Annotated in this window: 24 protein-coding genes; 7 read left to right on the plus strand and 17 right to left on the minus strand. The window is 67.7% G+C overall.

Annotated features, from left to right (window positions below):
• Positions 1–15: 15 nt before the first annotated feature.
• Positions 16–414 carry a peptide-methionine (R)-S-oxide reductase MsrB gene (gene msrB, locus QMG28_RS07305; RefSeq protein WP_281841562.1) on the minus strand — a complete coding sequence of 133 codons (399 nt, stop codon included), beginning with the start codon at positions 412–414 and terminating at the stop codon, positions 16–18.
• Between the two features lie 108 nt (positions 415–522).
• Here msrB and QMG28_RS07310 point away from each other — a divergent pair, with 108 nt between their 5' ends.
• From QMG28_RS07310 to QMG28_RS07320, 3 genes are all read left to right on the plus strand, one after another.
• A complete protein-coding gene (locus QMG28_RS07310) occupies positions 523–1,269 on the plus strand; it encodes a GNAT family N-acetyltransferase (RefSeq protein WP_281841563.1) in 747 nt (248 codons plus the stop codon).
• Between the two features lie 45 nt (positions 1,270–1,314).
• Complete coding sequence (locus QMG28_RS07315; RefSeq protein WP_281841564.1) at positions 1,315–3,138, plus strand: ABC-F family ATP-binding cassette domain-containing protein; 1,824 nt, start codon at positions 1,315–1,317, stop codon at positions 3,136–3,138.
• A 183-nt stretch (positions 3,139–3,321) separates the two neighbouring features.
• Positions 3,322–4,665: an L-lactate MFS transporter gene (locus tag QMG28_RS07320; RefSeq protein WP_281841565.1), complete on the plus strand. Its 1,344-nt coding sequence runs from the start codon at positions 3,322–3,324 to the stop codon at positions 4,663–4,665.
• Between the two features lie 12 nt (positions 4,666–4,677).
• On the opposite strand, the gene trhA is transcribed toward QMG28_RS07320, so the two are convergent.
• The 11 genes from trhA to hpt form a co-directional block, all read right to left on the minus strand.
• Positions 4,678–5,322 (minus strand): PAQR family membrane homeostasis protein TrhA, encoded by a 645-nt coding sequence (gene trhA / locus QMG28_RS07325; protein ID WP_281841566.1) that lies wholly within the window; start codon positions 5,320–5,322, stop codon positions 4,678–4,680.
• A gap of 93 nt (positions 5,323–5,415) precedes the next feature.
• A complete protein-coding gene (locus QMG28_RS07330) occupies positions 5,416–6,255 on the minus strand; it encodes a TPM domain-containing protein (RefSeq protein ID WP_281841567.1) in 840 nt (279 codons plus the stop codon).
• A gap of 95 nt (positions 6,256–6,350) precedes the next feature.
• Positions 6,351–7,748 carry a pyridoxal phosphate-dependent decarboxylase family protein gene (locus QMG28_RS07335; protein ID WP_281841568.1) on the minus strand — a complete coding sequence of 466 codons (1,398 nt, stop codon included), beginning with the start codon at positions 7,746–7,748 and terminating at the stop codon, positions 6,351–6,353.
• Positions 7,749–7,816: 68 nt separating this feature from the next.
• Positions 7,817–8,569, minus strand: a complete 753-nt coding sequence (gene tpiA, locus QMG28_RS07340; RefSeq protein ID WP_281841569.1) for a triose-phosphate isomerase — start codon at positions 8,567–8,569, stop codon at positions 7,817–7,819.
• Positions 8,570–8,662: 93 nt separating this feature from the next.
• Complete coding sequence (locus QMG28_RS07345) at positions 8,663–8,983, minus strand: TfoX/Sxy family protein (protein ID WP_281841570.1); 321 nt, start codon at positions 8,981–8,983, stop codon at positions 8,663–8,665.
• Positions 8,980–9,345 (minus strand): HesB/IscA family protein, encoded by a 366-nt coding sequence (locus QMG28_RS07350; RefSeq protein WP_281841571.1) that lies wholly within the window; start codon positions 9,343–9,345, stop codon positions 8,980–8,982. The genes QMG28_RS07345 and QMG28_RS07350 overlap by 4 nt, the downstream gene beginning before the upstream one ends.
• Before the next feature lie 50 nt (positions 9,346–9,395).
• Entirely contained in the window at positions 9,396–10,124 is a 729-nt protein-coding gene (locus QMG28_RS07355; protein ID WP_281841572.1) for a DUF3307 domain-containing protein, read from the minus strand.
• The gene (locus tag QMG28_RS07360) at positions 10,121–10,777 is read right to left on the minus strand and encodes a hypothetical protein (protein WP_281841573.1); all 657 of its coding nucleotides are present in this window, start codon (positions 10,775–10,777) and stop codon (positions 10,121–10,123) included. The genes QMG28_RS07355 and QMG28_RS07360 overlap by 4 nt, the downstream gene beginning before the upstream one ends.
• Before the next feature lie 62 nt (positions 10,778–10,839).
• Positions 10,840–11,202: an SUF system Fe-S cluster assembly protein gene (locus tag QMG28_RS07365; RefSeq protein ID WP_281841574.1), complete on the minus strand. Its 363-nt coding sequence runs from the start codon at positions 11,200–11,202 to the stop codon at positions 10,840–10,842.
• Between the two features lie 75 nt (positions 11,203–11,277).
• A complete protein-coding gene (locus QMG28_RS07370; protein ID WP_281841575.1) occupies positions 11,278–11,466 on the minus strand; it encodes a hypothetical protein in 189 nt (62 codons plus the stop codon).
• Positions 11,463–12,011 carry a hypoxanthine phosphoribosyltransferase gene (gene hpt, locus QMG28_RS07375; RefSeq protein WP_281841576.1) on the minus strand — a complete coding sequence of 183 codons (549 nt, stop codon included), beginning with the start codon at positions 12,009–12,011 and terminating at the stop codon, positions 11,463–11,465. Before hpt ends, QMG28_RS07370 begins: the two co-directional genes overlap by 4 nt.
• A gap of 68 nt (positions 12,012–12,079) precedes the next feature.
• On the opposite strand from hpt, the gene QMG28_RS07380 reads away from it, so the two are divergent.
• Positions 12,080–12,535 (plus strand): type II toxin-antitoxin system RatA family toxin, encoded by a 456-nt coding sequence (locus tag QMG28_RS07380; protein ID WP_281841577.1) that lies wholly within the window; start codon positions 12,080–12,082, stop codon positions 12,533–12,535.
• Positions 12,536–13,261: 726 nt separating this feature from the next.
• Here QMG28_RS07380 and eda read toward each other — a convergent pair.
• Together eda and edd are read right to left on the minus strand one after the other, a co-directional pair.
• Complete coding sequence (gene eda / locus QMG28_RS07385) at positions 13,262–13,906, minus strand: bifunctional 4-hydroxy-2-oxoglutarate aldolase/2-dehydro-3-deoxy-phosphogluconate aldolase (RefSeq protein WP_281841578.1); 645 nt, start codon at positions 13,904–13,906, stop codon at positions 13,262–13,264.
• A 12-nt stretch (positions 13,907–13,918) separates the two neighbouring features.
• Complete coding sequence (edd, locus tag QMG28_RS07390; protein ID WP_281841579.1) at positions 13,919–15,724, minus strand: phosphogluconate dehydratase; 1,806 nt, start codon at positions 15,722–15,724, stop codon at positions 13,919–13,921.
• Positions 15,725–15,984: 260 nt separating this feature from the next.
• On the opposite strand from edd, the gene QMG28_RS07395 reads away from it, so the two are divergent.
• The 3 genes from QMG28_RS07395 (at position 15,985) to QMG28_RS07405 (ending at position 18,456) form a co-directional block, all read left to right on the plus strand.
• The gene (locus QMG28_RS07395) at positions 15,985–16,614 is read left to right on the plus strand and encodes a DUF6778 family protein (RefSeq protein ID WP_281841580.1); all 630 of its coding nucleotides are present in this window, start codon (positions 15,985–15,987) and stop codon (positions 16,612–16,614) included.
• 94 nt (positions 16,615–16,708) lie between these two features.
• Positions 16,709–17,905 (plus strand): RSP_2647 family RNA methyltransferase, encoded by a 1,197-nt coding sequence (locus QMG28_RS07400; RefSeq protein ID WP_281841581.1) that lies wholly within the window; start codon positions 16,709–16,711, stop codon positions 17,903–17,905.
• The gene (locus QMG28_RS07405; RefSeq protein WP_281841582.1) at positions 17,902–18,456 is read left to right on the plus strand and encodes an RSP_2648 family PIN domain-containing protein; all 555 of its coding nucleotides are present in this window, start codon (positions 17,902–17,904) and stop codon (positions 18,454–18,456) included. The genes QMG28_RS07400 and QMG28_RS07405 overlap by 4 nt, the downstream gene beginning before the upstream one ends.
• A gap of 168 nt (positions 18,457–18,624) precedes the next feature.
• Here QMG28_RS07405 and QMG28_RS07410 read toward each other — a convergent pair whose 3' ends face one another.
• Genes QMG28_RS07410 through QMG28_RS07420 form a run of 3 tightly spaced genes read right to left on the minus strand, consistent with a single transcriptional unit; the run spans position 18,625 to position 20,327 of the window.
• On the minus strand, positions 18,625–19,308 hold the full coding sequence (locus QMG28_RS07410) for a M48 family metallopeptidase (protein WP_281841583.1): 684 nt from the start codon (positions 19,306–19,308) through the stop codon (positions 18,625–18,627).
• Positions 19,309–19,347: 39 nt separating this feature from the next.
• Entirely contained in the window at positions 19,348–19,962 is a 615-nt protein-coding gene (locus tag QMG28_RS07415; protein ID WP_281841584.1) for a DedA family protein, read from the minus strand.
• Positions 19,959–20,327: a hypothetical protein gene (locus QMG28_RS07420; protein WP_281841585.1), complete on the minus strand. Its 369-nt coding sequence runs from the start codon at positions 20,325–20,327 to the stop codon at positions 19,959–19,961. Before QMG28_RS07420 ends, QMG28_RS07415 begins: the two co-directional genes overlap by 4 nt.
• Positions 20,328–20,436: the final 109 nt, after the last annotated feature.

Genomic DNA, 20,436 nt, shown 5'->3' on the forward strand with positions numbered 1-20,436 from the left:
GCGCCTGGCCGGCGCCTATTCGGCGCCGTCGCCCGGTTCGAAATCCAGCGCCACGCCGTTGATGCAGTAGCGCAGCCCCGTCGGCGCCGGTCCGTCGGGAAAGACATGGCCCAGATGCGCGCCGCATTCGGTGCAATGCACCTCGGTGCGCCGCATCCCATGGCTGAGATCGAGGCTTTCGCCCACCGGGGCCTGCGCGCCGGTCTGCGAGAAGCTCGGCCAGCCGCAGCCGGCATCGAACTTGTCGGCCTGATCGAACAGCACCGCGCCGCAGCAGGTGCAGCGGTAACGCCCCGGCGTCTGGGGAAAATCGTCATGGGTAAAGGGCCGTTCGGTGCCGCGTTTGCGTGTCACGTCATAGGCGAGCGGGCTGAGTTGCGCGCGCCATTCGGCATCGGTTTTCGTAATTTTCATCAGATCGCCTCCTGATCTTCACCCTGACGTCATCTCTTGCGGCCAGTCTGTGGCTCACACATAGTTAGTCAGCCCCGGGGCGAAGAGCCAAGGGGCGGGGAGTGCGCAATGGCTCACGAAGCCTTGATGGAGACGGCGCGGTATCGCGCCCGGCTGGCCGCGACGGAGGCTGACCTGGCGCGGAGCCTCGCCCTGCGCGCCCGCGCCTTTCGCGGCGACAGCGCCGCCGAAGACGCCGATTCCTACGATGCGCGTTGCCGCCACATGCTGGTGGAAGACAAGGCCAGCGGCGCGCTTGTCTGCACCTACCGGCTGCTCAGCGTCGCCAGCGGGCGCGAGATTGGCGAGAGCTATTCGGCGCAGTTCTACGAGCTTGGCGCGCTCGCGGGGTTTGACGGGCGGATGGTCGAGGTCGGGCGGTTCTGCATCGCGCCGGGCGTGAAGGATGCCGATGTGCTGCGGGTGGCCTGGGGCGCGCTTGCCCGGATCGTCGATGCCGAGCGGGTGGGGATGCTGTTTGGCTGTTCGTCCTTCCACGGCACCGAGCCGGGCGCCTATGCCGATGCCTTCGCGCTGCTGCGCGCCCGCCACATGGCGCCGGTGCGCTGGCGGCCGCGCGTCAAGGCGCCGGATGTGTTTCGGTTCGCCGCCCGGCTTCGGCACCGGCCCGACGCAAGGCGCGCCCTGAAGGCGATGCCGCCGCTCCTGCGTACCTATCTGATGATGGGCGGCTGGGTTTCGGACCATGCGGTGGTGGACCGCGATCTGGGCACGCTGCATGTCTTTACCGGGCTGGAAGTGGGCCGGGTGCCGGAAGCGCGGGCGCGCGCGCTGCGCGGGCTGGTCTCGGCCTGACGCTGCCCCGTTGACGGCGGGCGCGCAGCCGGATACCTCGCCGGCATGGCCCGCGCACCGCTTCTGCAACTCACCGATATTTCGCTGACCTTCGGCGGCGATCCCGTATTCGCGGGGCTTGACCTTGTCGTGCAGCCCGGCGACCGGGTGGCGCTGGTGGGGCGCAACGGCTCGGGCAAATCGACGCTGATGAAGGTGATGGCCGGGCTGGTGGAACCCGACCATGGCGCGCGGGTGCTGCCTGCGGGCGTGCGGGTGGGCTATATGGAGCAGCACCCGGACCTGTCGGGCTTCGCCACGCTGGGTGAATTCGCCGCCTCGGGGCTGGATCATGGCGAGGACTACCGGGTGGAGCGGGTGGCCGAAGGGCTGAAATTCGATCCCGACACCCGCTGCGATGCCGCCTCGGGCGGCGAACGCCGCCGCGCCGCGCTGGCCAAGCTGATCGCCGAAGCGCCGGAGCTGATGCTGCTCGACGAGCCGACCAACCATCTCGATATCGAGGCGATCGGCTGGCTGGAAGCGGAACTGTCCACCACCCGCGCCGCCTTTGTCGTGATCAGCCACGACCGCGCCTTCCTGCGCGCCCTGACCCGCGCCACGCTCTGGATCGACCGGGGCGAGGTGCGCCGGCAGGAGAAGGGATTCGAGGCGTTCGAAGCCTGGCGCGACAAGGTCTGGGATGACGAGGACATGCAGCGCCACAAGCTCGACCGCAAGATCAAGGCCGAGGCCCGCTGGGCGGTGGAAGGGATCAGCGCGCGGCGCAAGCGCAACCAGGGCCGGGTGCGCGCGCTGCAGGCGATGCGGGCCGAGCGCGCGGCGCAGATCCGCCGCCAGGGCACCGCGGCGATGGCGCTGGAATCGGGGCCGAAATCCGGCAAGAAGGTGATCGAGGCGAAAGGTATTTCAAAGGCTTACGACGGCAAGCTGATCCTGCGCGACTTCTCGGTTCTGATCAACCGGGGCGACCGGGTGGCCTTTGTCGGCCCCAATGGCGTGGGCAAGACGACGCTGTTGAAGATGCTCATCGGCGAGCTGGCGCCCGATACGGGCAGCGTTGGCCTCGGCACCGGGCTGGAAATGGCGGTGTTCGACCAGAACCGCACCAGCCTCGATCCCGATGCCTCGCTGTGGGAGAACCTTGCCGGCGACAAGGAGCTGCGCGTTTCCGGCAAGGCCGACCAGATTCTGGTGCGCGGCCAGCCCAGGCATGTGGTCGGCTATCTCAAGGAATTCCTGTTCGACGAGGCGCAGGCCCGCGCCCCGGTGCGTTCGCTTTCGGGCGGCGAGAAGGCGCGGCTGATCCTCGCCAGGATCATGGCGAAGCCGTCGAACCTGCTGGTGCTCGACGAGCCGACCAACGATCTCGATGTCGAAACGCTCGATCTGCTGCAGGAGCTGATCTCGGATTATGACGGCACCGTGCTCGTGGTGAGCCATGATCGCGATTTCCTCGACCGGGTGGCTGCCACCACCATCGCCATGGAGGGCGACGGGCGGGCGCTGGTCTATGCCGGCGGCTGGAGCGATTACCGCGCCCAGCGGGGTGAGGACGCAGCCGAAGAGACCCGGCCGAAGCCGGTGGCGAAACCGGCCAGACCGAAGGAGCCGGCGCGCGACAAGCCCGCCGCGTCCGGGCTGACCTTCACCGAAAAGCACCGGCTGGAGGCGCTGCCGGACGAGATCGACCGGCTCAGCGCCGAGATCGTCCGGCTCGAAGCGTTTCTCGCCGATCCCGATCTGTTCAGCCGCGAGCCCGCCAAGTTCGCCAAGGCGAGCGAAGGGCTGGTGGAGCGGCAACAAAAACGCGCCGCCGCCGAGGAGGAATGGCTCGCGCTGATGGAAAAGGACGAGGCGGCGGGCTGAGCCGCCCGGCCTTCTCCCGGCGTTCCTCTGAATATCCGAGGGCGTAGCCCCCGGCATGCCTGGCCCGCGCCTGCGCCAGATCAAGTCGCGCTGCGGCGCAGCATGATAGGCTCACCCCGCGCGCGGAAACAGACTCGCGGCAAATGGTAAGCCCTGCCGCGAGCGCATGAGGAGGAGGCGGGGATGTCTGCGGTCAGATCTGTCGGCAATCGCTGGTTCGTGGTGCTGGGCGCGGTGCTGATGCAGCTTTCGCTCGGCGCGATCTATGCCTGGTCGGTCTTCACGCCGCCGCTGATCGAGGCGGGGTGGTCGAAGATGCAGACGCAGGTGGTGTTCGCCGTGGGGCTCGCAAGCTTCGCGCTGGTGATGGTGGTGGCCGGACGGCTGCTCAACAGCTTCGGGCCACGCGCGCTTGCCATATCCGGCGGGCTGGTGCTGGGGCTGGGCTATGTGCTGGCCGGCCTGCTGGGGGCTACGAATTTCTGGGTGGTGGTGATCGGTGTCGGCCTGATTGGCGGGGCGGGGATCGGGCTGGGCTACGTGGTGCCCATCGCTGTGGGGATGCGCTGGTTTCCCGACCGCAAGGGGATGATCACCGGGCTTGCCGTGGCGGGCTTCGGCTTCGGCGCGATGGGCTGGGTGAAGATGGCGGGGGCCTGGGGCCACCTGCTCGACAGCCGCGGCATCGGCGCGACCTTCGTTCTCTACGGCCTCGCCTTCGCCCTGCTGATCCTGATCGGCAGTATCTGGATGCGGATGCCGCCCAAGGGCTGGCGGCCCGAAGGCTTCGCCGCCAGCGCCGCCACCGCCAAGGGCGGCGAGAATTACAGCCTCACCGAAATGCTGCGCACGCCGCAATTCTACCTCGTCTTCCTGATCTTCGCGGTGTCCGCCGGAGCCGGGTTGATGTCGATCGGGCTCATGAAGCTCTACCCGATCGAGGCGCTGACGGCGCGCGGCCTGTCGCCGGTCGAGGCCAGCGCCATTGCCGGCACCGCGATGGCGGTGTTCTTCTCGCTCGCCAACGGGCTGGGCCGCATCCTGTGGGGCCTGGCATCGGACAGGCTGGGCCGGCGCCGGTCGGTGCTGATCATGACCGCGAGCCAGGCGCTGTTTCTCTTCGCCTTCACCGCGATGGCGGGCACGCCCTGGCTGCTTTATGCGGGCGCGGCGCTGATCGGCTTCAACTTCGGCGGCAATTTCGCGCTGTTCCCGGCGCTCACCGCCGATCTGTTCGGCAATGACCGGGTGGGGCAGAACTACCCCTACGTCTTCCTGAGCTATGGCGCGGGCGGGATCGTCTTTCCGATCCTTGGCGGCAAGCTCGGCGATCTGGGGAATTTCCCGCTGGCCTTTTCGATCACCGCCGGAGCCTGCCTCGTCGGGGCGGGGGCGGCGCTGTTGCTGCGCACGCCCGATCACGAGGAGGCGCGGCATCATTTCTCGATGCACGGCTTCATGCACCAGATGCACTGGGACCATGTCGAAGAGGCGATCGACCACGCGCTGCATCCCGGTCACCGGTAAGGCGCGGGGCGTTCAGGCCAGCCGGGCGACGAGGATGATCGCGGCGTAATGGGTGGCGGCGGCGGCCAGCACATGGCCATGCCAGATCGCCGTGGAGAACGGCCATGCCTTGGCATAGAAGATCGTGCCGAGCGTATAGGTCACCCCGCCGATCAGCAGCAGGATCAGCGCCGCCAGCGGCAGCGATTGCATCAGCGGCCAGGCAGCGACGACGCCAAGCCAGCCCTGCGCGAGATAGAGCACGAAGCCGAGGCGCGGCCAGCGGTGGAAGAAGGCAAGCTTGAGCGTGATGCCGAATACGGCGAGGCTCCAGGCGGCGATGGCCAGCGCGAGGCCGCGCCCGCCGCCGATGCCGATAATGGCCATCGGCGTATAGGTGCCCGCGATCATCAGATAGATTGCCGCATGGTCGAAGCGGCGCAGAACCGCGCGGATCCTGCGGTGCAGGGTGAGGTTATAGGCCGCCGAGAGCGCGAAGGTGGCGACCAGGCCCACCGCATAGGGGATCAGTGGCCAGAGCCTGTCGGCGGGCACCGAGAGCGCCGCCCAGACCATCAGCGCCGTGGCCCCGGCGATGGCGGCGGCGAGGCCGAGCACATGCATCACCCCATCGGCGACATGTTCGGCCAGCGTATGATCGAGCCCGTAATGCTTCACCCCAGCGCTCCCTTCGCCCGCAAGTCTATCACGTTTTCGGCGCCCGGAACGGGTGACCTTGCGTCCGGCAGGAAGCGCCCGGCCAGGGCGCGCCTACCAGCGGCCAGAAGCACCGCCCCCGGACGACGATCCGCCTCCGAACGAGCCGCCGGAGGACGATGAGGAGGAGATCCGTGAGATCGTGAAGGGCACCGTCGCGTGGTAGCCGCAATGCGGGCAGGTGGTGATCTTTTCGCCCCGCCCGGTGGCTTTGCGGGTGGCCTTTTCCAGCGTGTGTTTCTCGGTATGGATGCCGCGCGTGCCGCATTGCGGGCAGCGGCTGAAGCGGTCGCTGATCCGCCGCCCGAAGATCGAAATGCCGGCGATCACCGCGATCAGCGCCCCGATCACCGCGCCGACGAAGCCGCCGCCGCCGCCGCCGCGGGCGGCGGGTTCGTTTCCGGCGGCGTGCACCTGGGCGATGCGCGAGATCACCGCCGCCGTCCCATCCTCGATCCCGGCTGAAAAATCGCCGTCGCGGAAGGCGGGCAGAAACACCCGGTCGACGATATCCTGCGCCTCGCGGTTGAAGGCGGTGCCGTAGCCCGAGCCAAGCTCGATGCGCATTTCGCGGTCTTCCGAGACGACGAGGATCAGGATGCCGTCATTGCGCTCGGCATTGCCGATGCCCCAATGGTTGAACAGCCCGGTGGCGAAGCTCTCAAGGCTGCCGGTGCTCTCATAGCCCCAGCGGGTATGGAGGGTGAGCACGGTGGCCTCGACACCGGTTTCCTCGCGCAGCGAGGTCAGCGCCGAGGTGATGCGGCTCTCGGCCCCTTCCTCGATGATATTCGCGTAGTCGTTGACATAGACGGTCTCATGCACAGGCCAGCTCTGGCCGACGGCGGCAAGGGGCAGGATGAGCGCGAACAGGAGCGCGGCGAGGCGGGTCATGGCAATCTCTCCGATCGAGGCGTTGTGCCGGGGCGCTCGCCCCGAGTGAAATCGCCGCGAGCCTAGCACGGGCCGCGCCGGCGAGTCATGCAGGCTCAGAGCCGCGCGGCGCAGGCGGCGAGCACCTCGGGAATCGTCATCACATCATCGCGGGTGCAGTCGAACTGGCCCACCTGCACCCGGATCACGAAACGGCCTTCATGGGTGGTCTGGGTGAGGTAGATGCGCCCGTCGCGGTTGACCGCCTCCAGCAGCGCGGCGGTGCGCGCATCGCTGTCGAGGGCGAAGGTGAAGAGTGACAGGATCGGCTCGGTGACGATCTCGAAGCCGGGCAGGGCGGCAATGGCGTCGCGTGCCTCGCCGGCCCAGGCCACATGGTTGCGGATGCGCTGGCGCAGGCCCGAAAGCCCCTCGGCGCGCAGCAGGAACCAGAGTTTCAGCGCCCGGAAGCGGCGGCCCAGAGGCAGCGTCCACTCATTGTAATTGACCACCTCGTCGGCGCCTTGCGTCTTGAGGTAGTCGGGGCGCAGGCCCATCGTGGCGATCTGGGGCCGGGGATCGCGCAGGAATTGCACCGAAGCGTCGAACTGCGCGCCGAGCCATTTGTGCGGGTTGAAGACGATGCTGTCGGCCTGCTCGACGCCCTGCCAGAGCGTGCGGAATTCCGGCGCAATCATCGCCGATCCGGCCCAGGCGGCATCGACATGGGTGGGCAGGCCATGGGTCTTGGCGACGGCAATGCAGGCGGTGAGATCGTCGCAGGCGCCGATCGAGGTGCCGCCGGTGGCGAGGATCACCCCTGCCGGTGTGTGGCCGGCGGCAAGGTCGGCGCGGATCGCGTCGTCAAGCGCTGTGGGGTCCATCGAGTAGAGCGGATCATTGGCGCGGCCGGGGATTTTCACCAGGTTGTCCTGCCCGATCCCTGACAGCCGCGCCGCCTTGTCGACCGAGGAATGGGTTTGCGCCGAGGCGTAGAGGCGCAGCCGTGGGGTAGATGAAAGACCTTCGGTAAGCCCCTTATAATCCAGCGCTTTCTCACGCATCGTCAGCACGGCGGAGAAGGTGGCGGTGGTGGCGCTGTCGTGGATCGTGGCGGTGAAGGTGCCCGGCAGGCCCAGCCCATCGCGCAGCCAGTCGAGCACGAGGGCTTCCATCTCGTTCGCCGCCGGAGCCGTCTGCCACAGCATCGCCTGCGCCGCCATCGCATTGGCAAGCTGCTCGGCCAGCATCGAGACCGGTGCGGCATTGGCGGGGAAATAGGCGAAGAACCGCGGGTGCTGCCAATGGGTCATGGCATCGGGCACGAGCCGGGTGAAATCGTCGAAGATGCGTTCCATCGGCTCGGGGCTCTCCGGCACCGGCGCCTCGATCAGCTTGCGGAAATCGCCGGGCAGGATATCGGGCCGCACCGGGCGCTCGCGCAAGCCCGCGTGATAGTCGCGCGCCCAGTCGGCGGCGCGTTTCGACCAGCGGGCCAACTCGTCATGGTTCATGGGGGTCCCTCCCGGCAAACGCGAAACGCCCGGCGGGTGTGCCGGGCGTTCCCCAAGCTTTGTAGCGCTCAGCCCTTGGCGGCTTCCAGCGCGGCAATGATCGGGCTGAAATCGTCAGCCTTCAGGCTCGCCCCGCCCACCAGCGCGCCGTCGACATTGCCGACCGCGAAGATCTCGGCGGCGTTCGAGGGTTTCACCGAGCCGCCATAGAGCACGCGCATCTTGTCGCCCTCGGCGTCGAACCGCTTGACCAGTTCGGCGCGGATGAAATCGTGCACCTCTTCGATCTGCTCGATGGTGGGGATCTTGCCGGTGCCGATGGCCCAGATCGGCTCATAGGCGATCACGGCGTTGGCGCCGGTCAGCCCGTCGGGCAGCGAGCCCGCAAGCTGGCTGCCGATCACGTCGAGCGTCTCGCCGCCCTCGCGCTGATCGAGGCTTTCGCCCAGGCAGATCACCGCCGTCAGCCCGGCGCGCAGAGCGGCCCCGGCCTTGGCGCGCACATCCGCGTCGCTCTCATGATGGTCGGCGCGGCGTTCCGAATGGCCGACGATCACATGGCTCGCGCCCGCGTCCACCAGCATCTCCGCCGAGATATCGCCGGTATGCGCGCCGTTCTCGGCGGCGTGGCAATCCTCGCCGCCGGTGGCGATGGCGCTGCCCGCCGCGGCGACCGAGAGCCGGTTGAGCAGGGTGGCCGGCGGGCAGATCAGGATATCGACCTTCGGGGCGGTATGGGCCGCCTTCAACGCCTCGATCTCGCCGAGCGATGCGCTCGTGCCGTTCATTTTCCAGTTGCCTGCTGCCAGTGCGCGCCGCATGTGGTGTGTCTCCCCGTGTTGTTGGTGGGCGGAGACTAGCGGCAAAGGAGACGGGCGCAAAGTGGGAAGGGTGCGGCGAATGGCCTTGCCGGATCAGAGTGCCGCCAGCGCCCGGCGCGCCCAGTTGCAGGCCAGATCGGGATCGTCAAGGGCCGCGTCCGGCAGGGTCCAGTAGCAATTGGTGGCGGTGCTGCCATCGGCGCGGGTGAGGGTGAATTGCCGGGCGCCGGCGGCTTCCATCTCGTCGGCGAAGGAGCCGCGGGCCTTGAGGTAGATCGCGCCATCGCCCGCGGTGGCGAAGATCTTGCCGTCGCAATAAAGGCAGAGCGCGCCGGTCTGCTTGCGGTGGGTCAGCCCCTCGATGCTGGAAAACAGCTCAAGCGCGAAGGCGATCTCGCTGTCGGAGACGCTCATGTCCCGGCGGAGATGCTCTCGTCGAACTTGATCGACTCGCCGCAGCCGCAGGCATCGACGACGTTGGGGTTGCGGAACACGAAGCCCGATTCGAGCAGCGAGGTCTGGTAGTCGATCTCGGTGCCGAACAGAAACATCTGCGCCATCGGCGCGATCATCACCCGGGCGCCTTCGGCCTCGACCACCTCGTCGGCGGGGTCGATCTCGGTGACGTAATCCATCGTGTATTCCATCCCCGCGCAGCCGCCTTTCTTGACGCCGATGCGCAGGCCCTGGGTGCCGTCCTTCTCCATCAGCCGGGCGATCTGCGCCGCGGCTTTCGGGGTGATGCTGACGGCCTGTTTGCCGGGGATCGAAAACATGGGTGACTCCTCTGTTCGCTTACCCAACCTAATTGCTCAGGGATTGCGGCTCAAGGGGTGAGCGTGGCGCGTAATGTCACGGTTGCGAAACTGGCCGCCATTGCCCAGGCGAAAGAGGCCAGCGTGCCGATGATGATATATTCCGCCGCGCGGTGATGTTTGGCCCCATCGGCGAAGGTGGCTTCGAGCCGCAGCACCGATTTCGCCGCGATCAGAAAGCCGATCCCGGCCGGTTCGCCGGCAAGGACGAGCAGAAAGATCATCGCCCGCTCCAGCAGGCCGATCAGCTCGCCGCCTTTCTCAAGGCCCTGCGGCAGCTCGACGCCGTCGAACCGTCCAAGCAGCGCCCCCACGGCAAAGCCGCCGGCGCGGGTGGCGATGACGAAGCCGGCGACGAGGGCGAAGGCGTGCAGCAGCCATGTCTGGCCGGGCAGGAGCGTGGCCCAGAGCCCGCTGGCCCAGAGCCCCGGCATCAGCGCGGCCAGCCCGGCAAGGCTGGCCAGATGCGCCACCTGATCGGTGACGAAGCCGGCAAAGCCGGTGGCGGCGGCGAAGCGTTTGGCAAGGTCGATCAGCCCGTGCACCACGGCCAGCGCGGCCAGCCAGCCCAGCGCCTCCGGCTGCCGCTGGCCAAGCGCGAGCGCGGCGGCGGCGAAGACGATGAGGATATGCAGGGCGAAGACGCCGGGACGGTGCTTGTTGGCCGCGATCCAGTTGGTTTGCAGCACGAAATCGGCGAGCACATGGGCGAGGAGGAGGGCGGTGAAGGTGGCGATCATGGGGCTCTGTCCTCGGCGTCCTGTTCCCACCATGTTGCCGCGTCACGCAGCGCGCGCGCCCCGGCGCCCCGGATGCGGTAGGAGACGGCCTGGGTCGAGATACCGAGGCGTTCGGCGATTGCGGCGAGGGTCGGCTGGCGCGGGCTCAGATACAGGGCGGTCGCTTCGGCCTGTTCCGGTGTCCAGCGCCCGCTCAGCTCTTCCGCAAGCGCCAGTATCGCGCGATGCAGGGAGGTGACGTGTTCGCCCTCGATGGCGAATACTCGCGCGCGCGGCAATGTATCGAGGGCATGGCCCGATGCGATGAAGGCCGCGCCGGTCGATGCCGCGAAGTCCTTGTTGTCGGGAATGTCGGCGGGGCCGATGCCGATGCCGATCCGGGTGCGGGGCAACTCGGCGGTGCTGGCGAGGGTCGCGGCGAGCACGAGGGTCGCGCGCAGCGCATAGGCCGGGTGGGTGAGCAGGATTTGCCAGCCATCGCCGCGATACCGGTCGAAAAAGCGCAGGGGCGGTGAAACGCCCCGCCACTTTGCGATCTCGACGGTGGTCTTGTGGAGACTGGCCATCGCCTCGTCGGTCGCGGTTTCGCCGGACGCGGTCGAGCCGATGAGGTCTCCGGTCAGCACGGCGACGGTATGTGCGGGCATGGACATGAATTCAAGCTATATGGCTTGAAAAGTAAAATATCAAGTCTTTTGGCTTGATATCGTGAAAATCACATGAACCCCAGTTCCAGCCGCGCCTCGTCGGACATCATGTCCATCCCCCAGGGCGGATCCCAGGTGATCTCGACATCGACGCTTTGCACCCCCTCGACGGGGCCGACGGCATCCTGCAGCCAGCCCGGCATGTCGGCGGCCACCGGGCAGCCGGGGGCGGTGAGGGTCATCAGCATATGCACATTGCCTTCGCCGCTGATGTCGATCGTGTAGACCAGCCCGAGATCGTAGATATTGACCGGGATTTCGGGGTCATAAACCGTGCGGCACGCTTCGACGACCTTGTCGTAAAGCGGGTGATCGGTGGTCGAGGGCTTGATCAGGGGCGCCCCTTCCATCTGCTGTGTCTCGCTGTTCATCGCGCATTTCCCATAAACCTGACAGAACATATAAGGTTTGTGGATTGCAAGGTCTACCCCCCGCCATGCGACGGCTCAGCGCGGCAGGTGGCGGCCGCTCATCTGCGGCAGCTTCATCCAGTCGGGGCTGCCGAAGATCCGTTCGAGCCCGAAGATGGCCAGCGCGATCACGATCACCGCCAGAACCAGCTTCACGCGCTTTTCCGAGGGCGGGTTGCGCGCCCATTTGGCCATGCGGAAAAACTGGCGGGGTCCGAGGCTCATGCCTCGTCTTCCAGGAACCGCACCGCGCCGATATAGGGCAGGTTGCGGTTGCGCTGCGCAAAGTCGATGCCGTAGCCGACGACGAATTCGTCGGGAATTTCGAACCCGGTCCAGTCGGCCTTGATGTCGACCTCGCGGCGCGAGGGTTTGTCAAGCAGGGCGACGGTTTTGAGCCGTTTCGGCCCCTTGGCGTTCAGCAGCCCCACCACGTGCTTCAGCGTATAACCGGTATCGACGATATCCTCGACGACCAGCACGTCGCGCCCCTGAATCTCGCCGCGCAAGTCCTTGAGAATGCGCACCTCCCGGCTCGACTCGGTGGAATTTCCGTAAGAACTCGCCTCGATGAAATCCACCTCGACCGGCAGATCGAGCTCGCGCACCATATCGGCAATGAAGACGAAGGAGCCGCGCAGAAGGCCGACCACGATCAGCTTGTCGGTATCCTCGAAGGCATCGTGAATGTCCTTCGCCAGCGCTTCGATCCGCGCCGCGATGGTCTTGGCCGAGATCATCTCTTCTATGACATATGGCCGCGTCGGCATGGTGCCCCCCTTGCATCCCGGCTACCTGTTATGGAATTAGCGCGGGGAACGCTTCAGGGGAAGGGGACATGCCGACACATGGCGAAAATCGGGTGATGCCGTATACGGCGCTCCAGATGTACGATCTGGTGGCGGATGTGCTGCGCTACCCCGAATTCATTCCCTGGATCGCCGCCGCGCGGATCCGCTCGGTTACCCCCCATGCGGACGGCACCCAGCTGATGGAGGCCGATCTGGTGGTGAGCTTCAAGGTGTTTCGCGAGAAATTCGCCAGCCGGGTGGTGCTGGACGAGCAGGCCCGGCGGCTGGATATCGACTATCTCGAAGGCCCGTTCAAATATCTGCGTTCGCGCTGGGAATTCGCCGATGTGGATGGCGGCTGCGAGGTGCGCTTTTTCGTCGATTTCGAGTTTCGCAACGCGGTGCTGCAAAAGATCATCGGCGTGGTCTTCAACGAGGCGATGGAACGGATCGTGCGCGCCTTCGAGACCCGCGCGCAGGCGCTTTACGGGCCGGATGCGTGAGGCTGTTCACCGGGGTTAACGGCCCGTGAGACTCATCGCCGTGGTTTTCACTGCGTTGTATTCATTTGATAATGTCAGATGGTATGGCTGGCTGCGGGACTCCACTTATCCGGATAAGTGGCGTTCTGGCGGGAGTATGAGCGTGCCGCGATACCGGGTGAGTTGGCGTCGGCAGGTTGGGCGGATGCGGCGGCAGTAACGATGGGTTAACCATGTTTGGATGCCGGAACCAGCGTGACAACCTGCTGTAATCGCAATGAATTTCGGCGATCTGATCACGCCCTGCGATCTCCACTTATCCGGAGAACCGGATTTCCGCCCGCGCGTCTGATCCGGCCACTTTGACCGCGAAAGCTGCTGGCGACGCGCCGGTCGGGTGCAGCGGCAACCAAGGGTTAACCATGGCTCTGCACCGTGGCTGGCGGTCTACCCGTTTGAAACCACACCTGAACACCGGGTCTTGATCTGGCTTCGCCATCGCCGCTTATCCGGAGACGTGGCTGTCAGGGCCGGGCCGATGGGTCCGCCGCGATGCCGGGTGAGCCGACGGCACCGGGTCGGCAGGGGAACGAAGGATTAACCATGCTCCCGCGTCAAGGCCGGTGGTCCAACCCATTGGAATATCGCCTGAATTCCGATGACGGATGCCCGCCCGCGATATCCACTTATCCGGAGAACTGGAGTTCTGGCTGGTCCGTCACCCCACCGCTATCACTCCCGATCCGCTCAGCCGCGCTCCAGCGCCGCCGCGTCGTGGGCCAGCGCCTCGATTCCGGCCCAGTCGCCCGCGCGCAATCTGTCCTTCGGCGCCACCCAGGAGCCGCCGGCGCAGAGCACGTTGGGCAGGCTCAGATAGTCCCGCACATTGGCCGGGCTCACGCCGCCGGTGGGGCAGAAGCCGATCTGGGGCAGGGGTGCGGCCAGCGCCTTGAGGAAGGCCGCGCCGCCCGCCGCCTCGGCGGGAAAGAACTTCTGCACCCGGTAGCCGCGCTCCAGAAGCCGCATCGCCTCCGAGGAGCTGGCCGCGCCCGGCAGCAGCGGCAGATCATGCGCTTCCGCCGCGTCCAGCAGCGCATCCGTCGCGCCGGGCGAAACGCCGAACTTCGCGCCCGCCGCCTTGGCCGCCCTCACATCGGCGGGGGTGAGCAGGGTGCCCGCGCCGGGAATGCCGCCCGGCACCTCGGCCATGGCGGCGATCACGTCGAGCGCGGCGGGGGTGCGCAGGGTCACTTCCAGCGCCGGCAGCCCGCCGGCCACAAGCGCCTGCGCCAGCGGTCTGGCATGGGCCGCGTCTTCGACGGTGAGCACGGGGATGATCGGGGCCGCGCGGCAGATTTCCTCGGCGCGGGCGCTGGCTTCCTGCGGGGTCATGGCTGTGTCTCCTTACACCACGCTGGACGCGCCGCTGGTGCCGGGTCCGGCAGTCTGGCGGAACATCTCGAACAATTCGCGCCCATGGCCGATGCCATTGGCCGAGAGATCGGCGGTAACCGGCGCGCGCGCGCCGAAATCCTCTGCCAGAACCTCGAGCTTGCCCGCCTTCGCGTCAAGCCGCACCCTGTCGCCGTCGCGCAGCTTTGCGATCGGGCCGCCCTCCGCGGCTTCGGGCGTAACGTGGATGGCGGCGGGCACCTTGCCCGAGGCGCCCGACATCCTGCCATCGGTGACCAGCGCCACCTTCAGCCCGCGATCCTGCAGCACCGAGAGCACCGGGGTAAGCCCGTGCAGCTCCGGCATCCCGTTGGCGCGCGGGCCCTGGAAGCGGACCACCACCACCACGTCGGAGGTGAACGCGCCGGCCTGGAACGCGGCCTTCACCGCGTCCTGATCGTGAAACACCCGCACCGGGGCCTCGATCACATGGCGCTCCGGCGCGACGGCGGAAACCTTGATCACCCCGGCGCCCAGATTGCCGCTGAGCTGGGCCAGCCCGCCGGTGGGCTGGAACGGGTCCGATACCGGGCGCAGAATCCTGTCATTCTCGCTCTTGCCGGGGCCGTCCTGCCAGCGCAGCCGGTCGCCGTCGAGCTTCGGCTCGCGGGTATAGGCCGTCAGCCCGCCGCCCGCCACCGTCTTGGTGTCGGGATGCAGGAGGCCCGCGTCGAGCAATTCGCCGATCATATAGGCGAGCCCGCCGGCGGCGTGGAAATGGTTCACATCCGCCAGCCCGTTGGGGTAGACCCGCGCCATCAGCGGCACCACGGCGCTGATCCCGGCGAAATCCTCCACCGCCAGCTCCACCCCGGCGGCGCGCGCCATCGCGGGCAGGTGCATCACCAGGTTGGTCGAGCCGCCCGTCGCCATCAGCCCGACCATGCCGTTCACGAAGGCTTTTTCGTCAAGCACATGGCCCACGGGCGTGAACTCGTTGCCAAGGCCGGTGATCTGCAGCGCCCGGCGCGCGGCCTCGCCGGTGAGCGCATCGCGCAGCTTCGTGCCGGGATTGACGAAGCTGGCGCCGGGCAGGTGCAGCCCCATGAATTCCATCAGCATCTGATTGGAGTTTGCCGTGCCGTAGAAGGTGCAGGTGCCCGGCCCGTGATAGGCCGCCATCTCGCTCGCCATCAGCTCGGCTCGGCTGGCTTCGCCAGTGGCGAATTTCTGGCGCACCTTGGCCTTTTCGTCGTTCGAGATACCGCTGGTCATCGGCCCGGCGGGCACGAAGATGCCGGGGATATGGCCATAGGTGGCCGCCGCCATCACCAGCCCCGGCACGATCTTGTCGCAGACGCCCAGATAGAGCGCGGCATCGAAGGTGTTGTGGCTGAGCGCCACGGCGGAGGCGAGCGCGATCACGTCGCGCGAGAACAGGCTGAGCTCCATGCCCGGCGTTGATTGGGTCACCCCGTCGCACATCGCCGGCACGCCGCCCGCCACCTGCGCGGTGCCGCCCTCGGCCCGCGCCACCGCCTTGATCAGATCGGGGTAATCCTTGAACGGCTGGTGGGCCGAGAGCATGTCGTTATAACTGGTCACGATCCCGATATTGGGCGCGCGCCCGGTGGCCAGCGCATCCTGATCGCCGCCCGCCCCGGCATAGGCATGGGCCTGGTTCGAACAGCTCAGATGGGCGCGGGCGGGGCCGTCTTCGGCGGCGCGGGCGATCCGGTCGAGATAGGCGCTGCGGCGGTCGCGCGACCGGCTGACGATCCGCGCGGTGATCCGGTCGATCTCGGGATGGAGGGGCATGGTGCGTCCTTCGCTCCTGCGGCTTTGTAGAAGAATGCCTGCGGCCTAACACAACCCTTTAGCGCTAACAATACCCGCGGCCCCGATGCCGGGCGCCCGGCAGGGTCTGGCCGGCCTTGGGCGATTGTTGCTGTTTTGGCAACACTTTGGGCGAATTCCCTGAATTACCGTCCGTTTTCCACATTTCCGCCCCATTTCGCCGGGACTTTCCCCTCAACCCGAGCGGGACAGATGAGAGGCCCGCCAGAAGGAGGCAGTGAATGAAATCCCTACGCATCGCCCTGATCCTCGCCGCCGCCGCTGCGCTCAGCGCCTGTTCCGGTGGCCATGGCGGGCTTGTCACCCGAGCCGACAGCAATGAGATGCCGCTCCTCGGCAGCATGATGGGCGAGCACGCCCCGGTGCCGCTCAACCCGTCCTACAAGGTGACCGGGATCGAGGTGACCGTGCCGCAGACGCTGACCACCTCGGAAGAGAACAGCATCAAGCCGCGGGTCGATCTCTTGTGGCAGGGCGAACCGCTGGGTGACCGCCACGCCCAGGTCGATGCGATCGTGACCGAGGCGCTCACCGCCGGGGTGGCCGGGCTTGACGGCGCGCGCGCGGTGAAGATCGAGGCGGTGGTGACCCGCTTCCATGCGCTGACCATGCGCACCCGCTACTCCATCGGCGGCGAGCATGAGATCTGGATGGTCATGGCCATCCGCGACGCCGAGACCGGCGAATTGCTGGAACCGGCGCGCGAGATCGGCTTCGATCTGCCGGTCAGCCCGGCCGAAGCGCTCGCCAACGAGGCCAATGGCATCTACCAGAAAGACGAGATCGAAGCGGCGATCCGCGAGATGATCCGCTACGAGATCACCCGGCCGCGCGATTTTCTGCAAGGCTAGGAGCGGGCAGGCTCGGGCCGGAAGGGCGCTCCCTCGGGGGCGCTCTTCTGCTTTCGGGCTTCCCGGCGCGCCCCGGCTCCTGTAACCGGGGGCCATGACCGACAGCCGCCCCACCATCCGCCTCAAACCCAAGGCCAATGCCCGCGCGATCCGCCACGGCGCGCCCTGGGTCTATGACAACGAGATCGTCACCGACCGCCGCTCGAAGGCGCTCGCCGCCGGCACCATCGCCCGGCTGGAAGATGCCGAACGCAATCCGCTGGCGACGGTGGCCGTCACCCCGGCCTCGCGGATCTTCGCCCGCGTCCTCGACCGCGACCCGGAGGCCGAGATCGACGCCGACTGGCTCAGCGCGCGCCTTGCCGCTGCCCATGCCCACCGCGCCCATCTGTTCGACGCGCCCTATTACCGGCTCGTCCATGCCGAGGCCGACGGCCTGCCCGGCGTGGTGATCGACCGCTTTGGCGAAACGGCGGTGATGCAACCCAACGCCGCCTGGGCCGACCGGCTGGCGGAGGTGCTGGCCGAGGCGCTGGTGGCGGTCACCGGCGTGACCAATGTGATCAAGAACGCCAGCGGCCGCGCGCGCGGCCTCGAAGGGCTGGATGATGTGTCGCAGGTGTTGATCGGCGAAAATCCCGGCACGGTGCCGGTGCCGATGAACGGCGCGATCTATATGGCCGATCTGGAAGGCGGGCAAAAAACCGGGCTGTTCTTCGACCAGCGCCCGAACCACGCTTTCGCGGCAAGCCTGGCGCGGGGCGGGCGGGTGCTCGACGTGTTTTCGCATGTGGGCGGCTTTTCCCTCGCCGCGCTCGCGGGCGGGGCCGAGAGCGCGCTGGCGGTGGATGGCTCGGCCCCGGCGCTGGCGCTGGCCGAACAGGGTGCCGGGCAGGGCGGCATGGCCGCGCGCTTCGCCACCCGGCAGGGCGATGCCTTCGCCATGCTCGAAGCTCTGGCGCAAGAGGGCGCCCGGTTCGACGTGGTGATTTGCGATCCGCCCGCCTTCGCCCCGAACAAGCAGGCGCTGGAAGCGGGGCTGCGCGCCTATGAGCGGCTTGCCCGTCTGGCCGCGCCGCTGGTGGCGCCGGGCGGCTACCTCGGCCTGTGCTCATGCTCGCATGCGGCGGATCTGGCGAAGTTCCGCACCGCTTGCAACCGGGGCATCGGGCGGGCCGGGCGGCAGGCGCAGCTCATCCATACCGGCTTTGCCGGGCCGGACCATCCGCAACATCCGCAACTGGCCGAGAGCGGCTATCTCAAGGCGCTGTTCTACCGGCTGCTGCCGTGAAGGCCCTGCTCGACGCCTGCGTGCTTTACCCGACGGTGATGCGTGAAATGCTGATCGGGGCGGCGGCGGCGGGGCTTTACGAGCCGCTCTGGAGCCCGCGTATCCTTGAGGAATGGGCGCGGGCGGCGGCAAAGCTCGGCCCCGGTCAGGAGGTGCTGGCGCGCGGCGAGATCGCGGCGCTGGACGCGCGCTGGCCCGGTGCTTCGGTCAGCCCCCGCGCGGGCGATGCGGCCCGGCTCTGGTTGCCGGACCCGGCGGATGTGCATGTGCTCGCGGCGGCGATTGCCGGGTCGGCGGATGTGCTGGTGACGCTGAATGCAAAGGATTTTCCCCGCCATACGCTGAGTGAGGAAGGGCTGGCGCGCGAGGCGCCCGATCTGTTTTTGCGCGCGCTCTGGGAGGCGCATCCGCGGGCGGTGGAACGGGTGGCGCGGGCGGTGCAGGACGAGGCCGAACGGCTCTCGGGCGAAGACTGGCCGATCCGCCGGCTGATGAAAAAGGCGCGCCTGCCCCGGCTCGGCAAGGCTTTGGAGGCGGCGGGGCTGCGTTAGGCGTGGCGGTGCCCTGTGGGGTGAGCCGGGCATCCGGAAATCCGGATCTCCACTTATCCGGATTTCCGGAGGCTGAAAGTCCGCGCAGCATCGCCGCTGCGATCTCCGCTTATCCGGATTTCCGGAGGCCGTGACGCCGCGCCGGTCAGCCGCGCCCCCATATCCCGTTCAAACGCCCCATTTCGCCTCGTTGGCCTCGATCGCGGCAATCCGCTCGGTGGTTTTCGGGTGGCTCATGAACCAGGCCGGCATCGCCCCGCCGCGCCCGGCGCTGAGCTGGTCGAGCTTGCCGAAAAGCGATTTCTGCGGTGCGGTGCCGATCCCCGCTTTCACCAGCAGCGCCGAGGCATAGGCATCGGCCTCGTATTCGTCCGACCGCGAGAGCCGGGCGGCGAGCAGCGACATCATCGTATTGGCGATATAGGGGCCGATCCCCGGCAGCACCCGCGCCAGAACCATGCCCAGCGCCATGCGCAGCGCGTTCTGGCCGGAAAAGTCGATCATCCGCCGGCGCGAATGGCCCAGCGCCACATGGCCAAGCTCATGGGCGATCACGCTGGCGAGTTCCTCCGCCGAGACCACGCCCTGCTGGAAGCGCTGGTAGAAACCCCGGGTGATGAAGATCCGCCCATCCGGCGCGGCCAGCCCGTTGATCGGCTCGACCTCGTAGAGATGCACCCGGATCCGGTCGAGATCGAGCGCGCGCGCCATCCGGTCGGTCACCGCCTTCAGGCGCGGATCGGCCAGCTCGCTCGATTTCTCGTCAAGTTCGCGTCCCAGCCGCCACGCCGAGAAGCGGTACATCAGAAGGCCGTAGGCAAGCGCCAGCAGGATCGGGGTGAGTTTCAGCATGGAGAGAATATGGGGCCTGCGGCGCGGGCAGGGAAGGGGTCATGCGGCGGAGCCGGCCTTTGCCTTCTGCGCCTTCATTACGGCACGTATCCACAATCCGGCCGCCAGCGCCACCACCAGCCCGGCCAGAAGCCCCATCGCATCGCCCATGACCTCCGCCACGGTCGGGATCTGGCTGGCGAACGCATAGCCGAGACCGACATAGAGCGTGACCCAGATCATCTCGCCCAGCACATCCGCCAGAGTAAAGCGCAGCCAGCCCAGCCCGGTCGCCCCGGCGATGAAATTGACCCAGGGGCCGAGCGGCGCGACCGCCCAGGTCGAGAAGAACACGCCGATGCCGCCGCGCCGGTCGACCAGCGCGCGGGCGCGGCCAAGCACCGCCCGGCGCGACGGCGCGCGCGCGATACGTTCGACCACCGGCGTGCCGCCGTAGCGCCCGATCAGAAATCCGGCCTGATCGCCCAGCACCGCCCCGGCGAAGGCGGCGGCCACCACCTGCCACAGCGCGAGGTCGGCGGCGGCGACGAAGGCCCCGCCGGTGAGCATCATCAGCGAGGTCGGGATCGGCAAGGCGAGGCAGGACAGGAAGGCGGAGGCGAAGATCACCCAGGGGCCCCAATCGGTGACCAGCGAGAAGACGGTCTCGCTCATTGCGGCGCGCCTTCGGGATGGTCGGCGCGGAAGGCGGCGATGGCTGCCTCGGCCTCGGCGATCAGCGCCTCGACGCTCATGCCCCTGTAGGCGGCGAGATCTTCGAGGTTCATCGGCCCGTCGGGTGGCGGCACGGGAGCGCCGAGCGCGCCCAGCACAACCTCGCGCGGCACGCGCCAGGAATGCGCGATATAGCCCGGCGTCATCCAGGCCGCGATCTCCTGTTCGCGATGCGCCGGGTCGTGCCAGTAGAGCGAGAAAACCACCGCGCGGGTGCCGAAATAGGCACAGGCCACCAGCGCCGCCGCCAGAAGCAGCGTGGCGACGGGCGCGGCGTTCCAGAGACGTTTGACGAAGGCGAGCACGTTTGTCCTTTCGCGTGGCCTGTGGTTCAACGGAAGCGGGCGCGGTTTCCGTCGCCGGGGTATCGCGCCACTCTGGGCCAGGCCCTCAGGGCGTGCAAGCAGGAGATTC

The sequence above is a fragment of the Sinisalibacter aestuarii genome, from assembly GCF_027923545.1.
GTDB classification, from domain to species: domain Bacteria; phylum Pseudomonadota; class Alphaproteobacteria; order Rhodobacterales; family Rhodobacteraceae; genus Sinisalibacter; species Sinisalibacter aestuarii.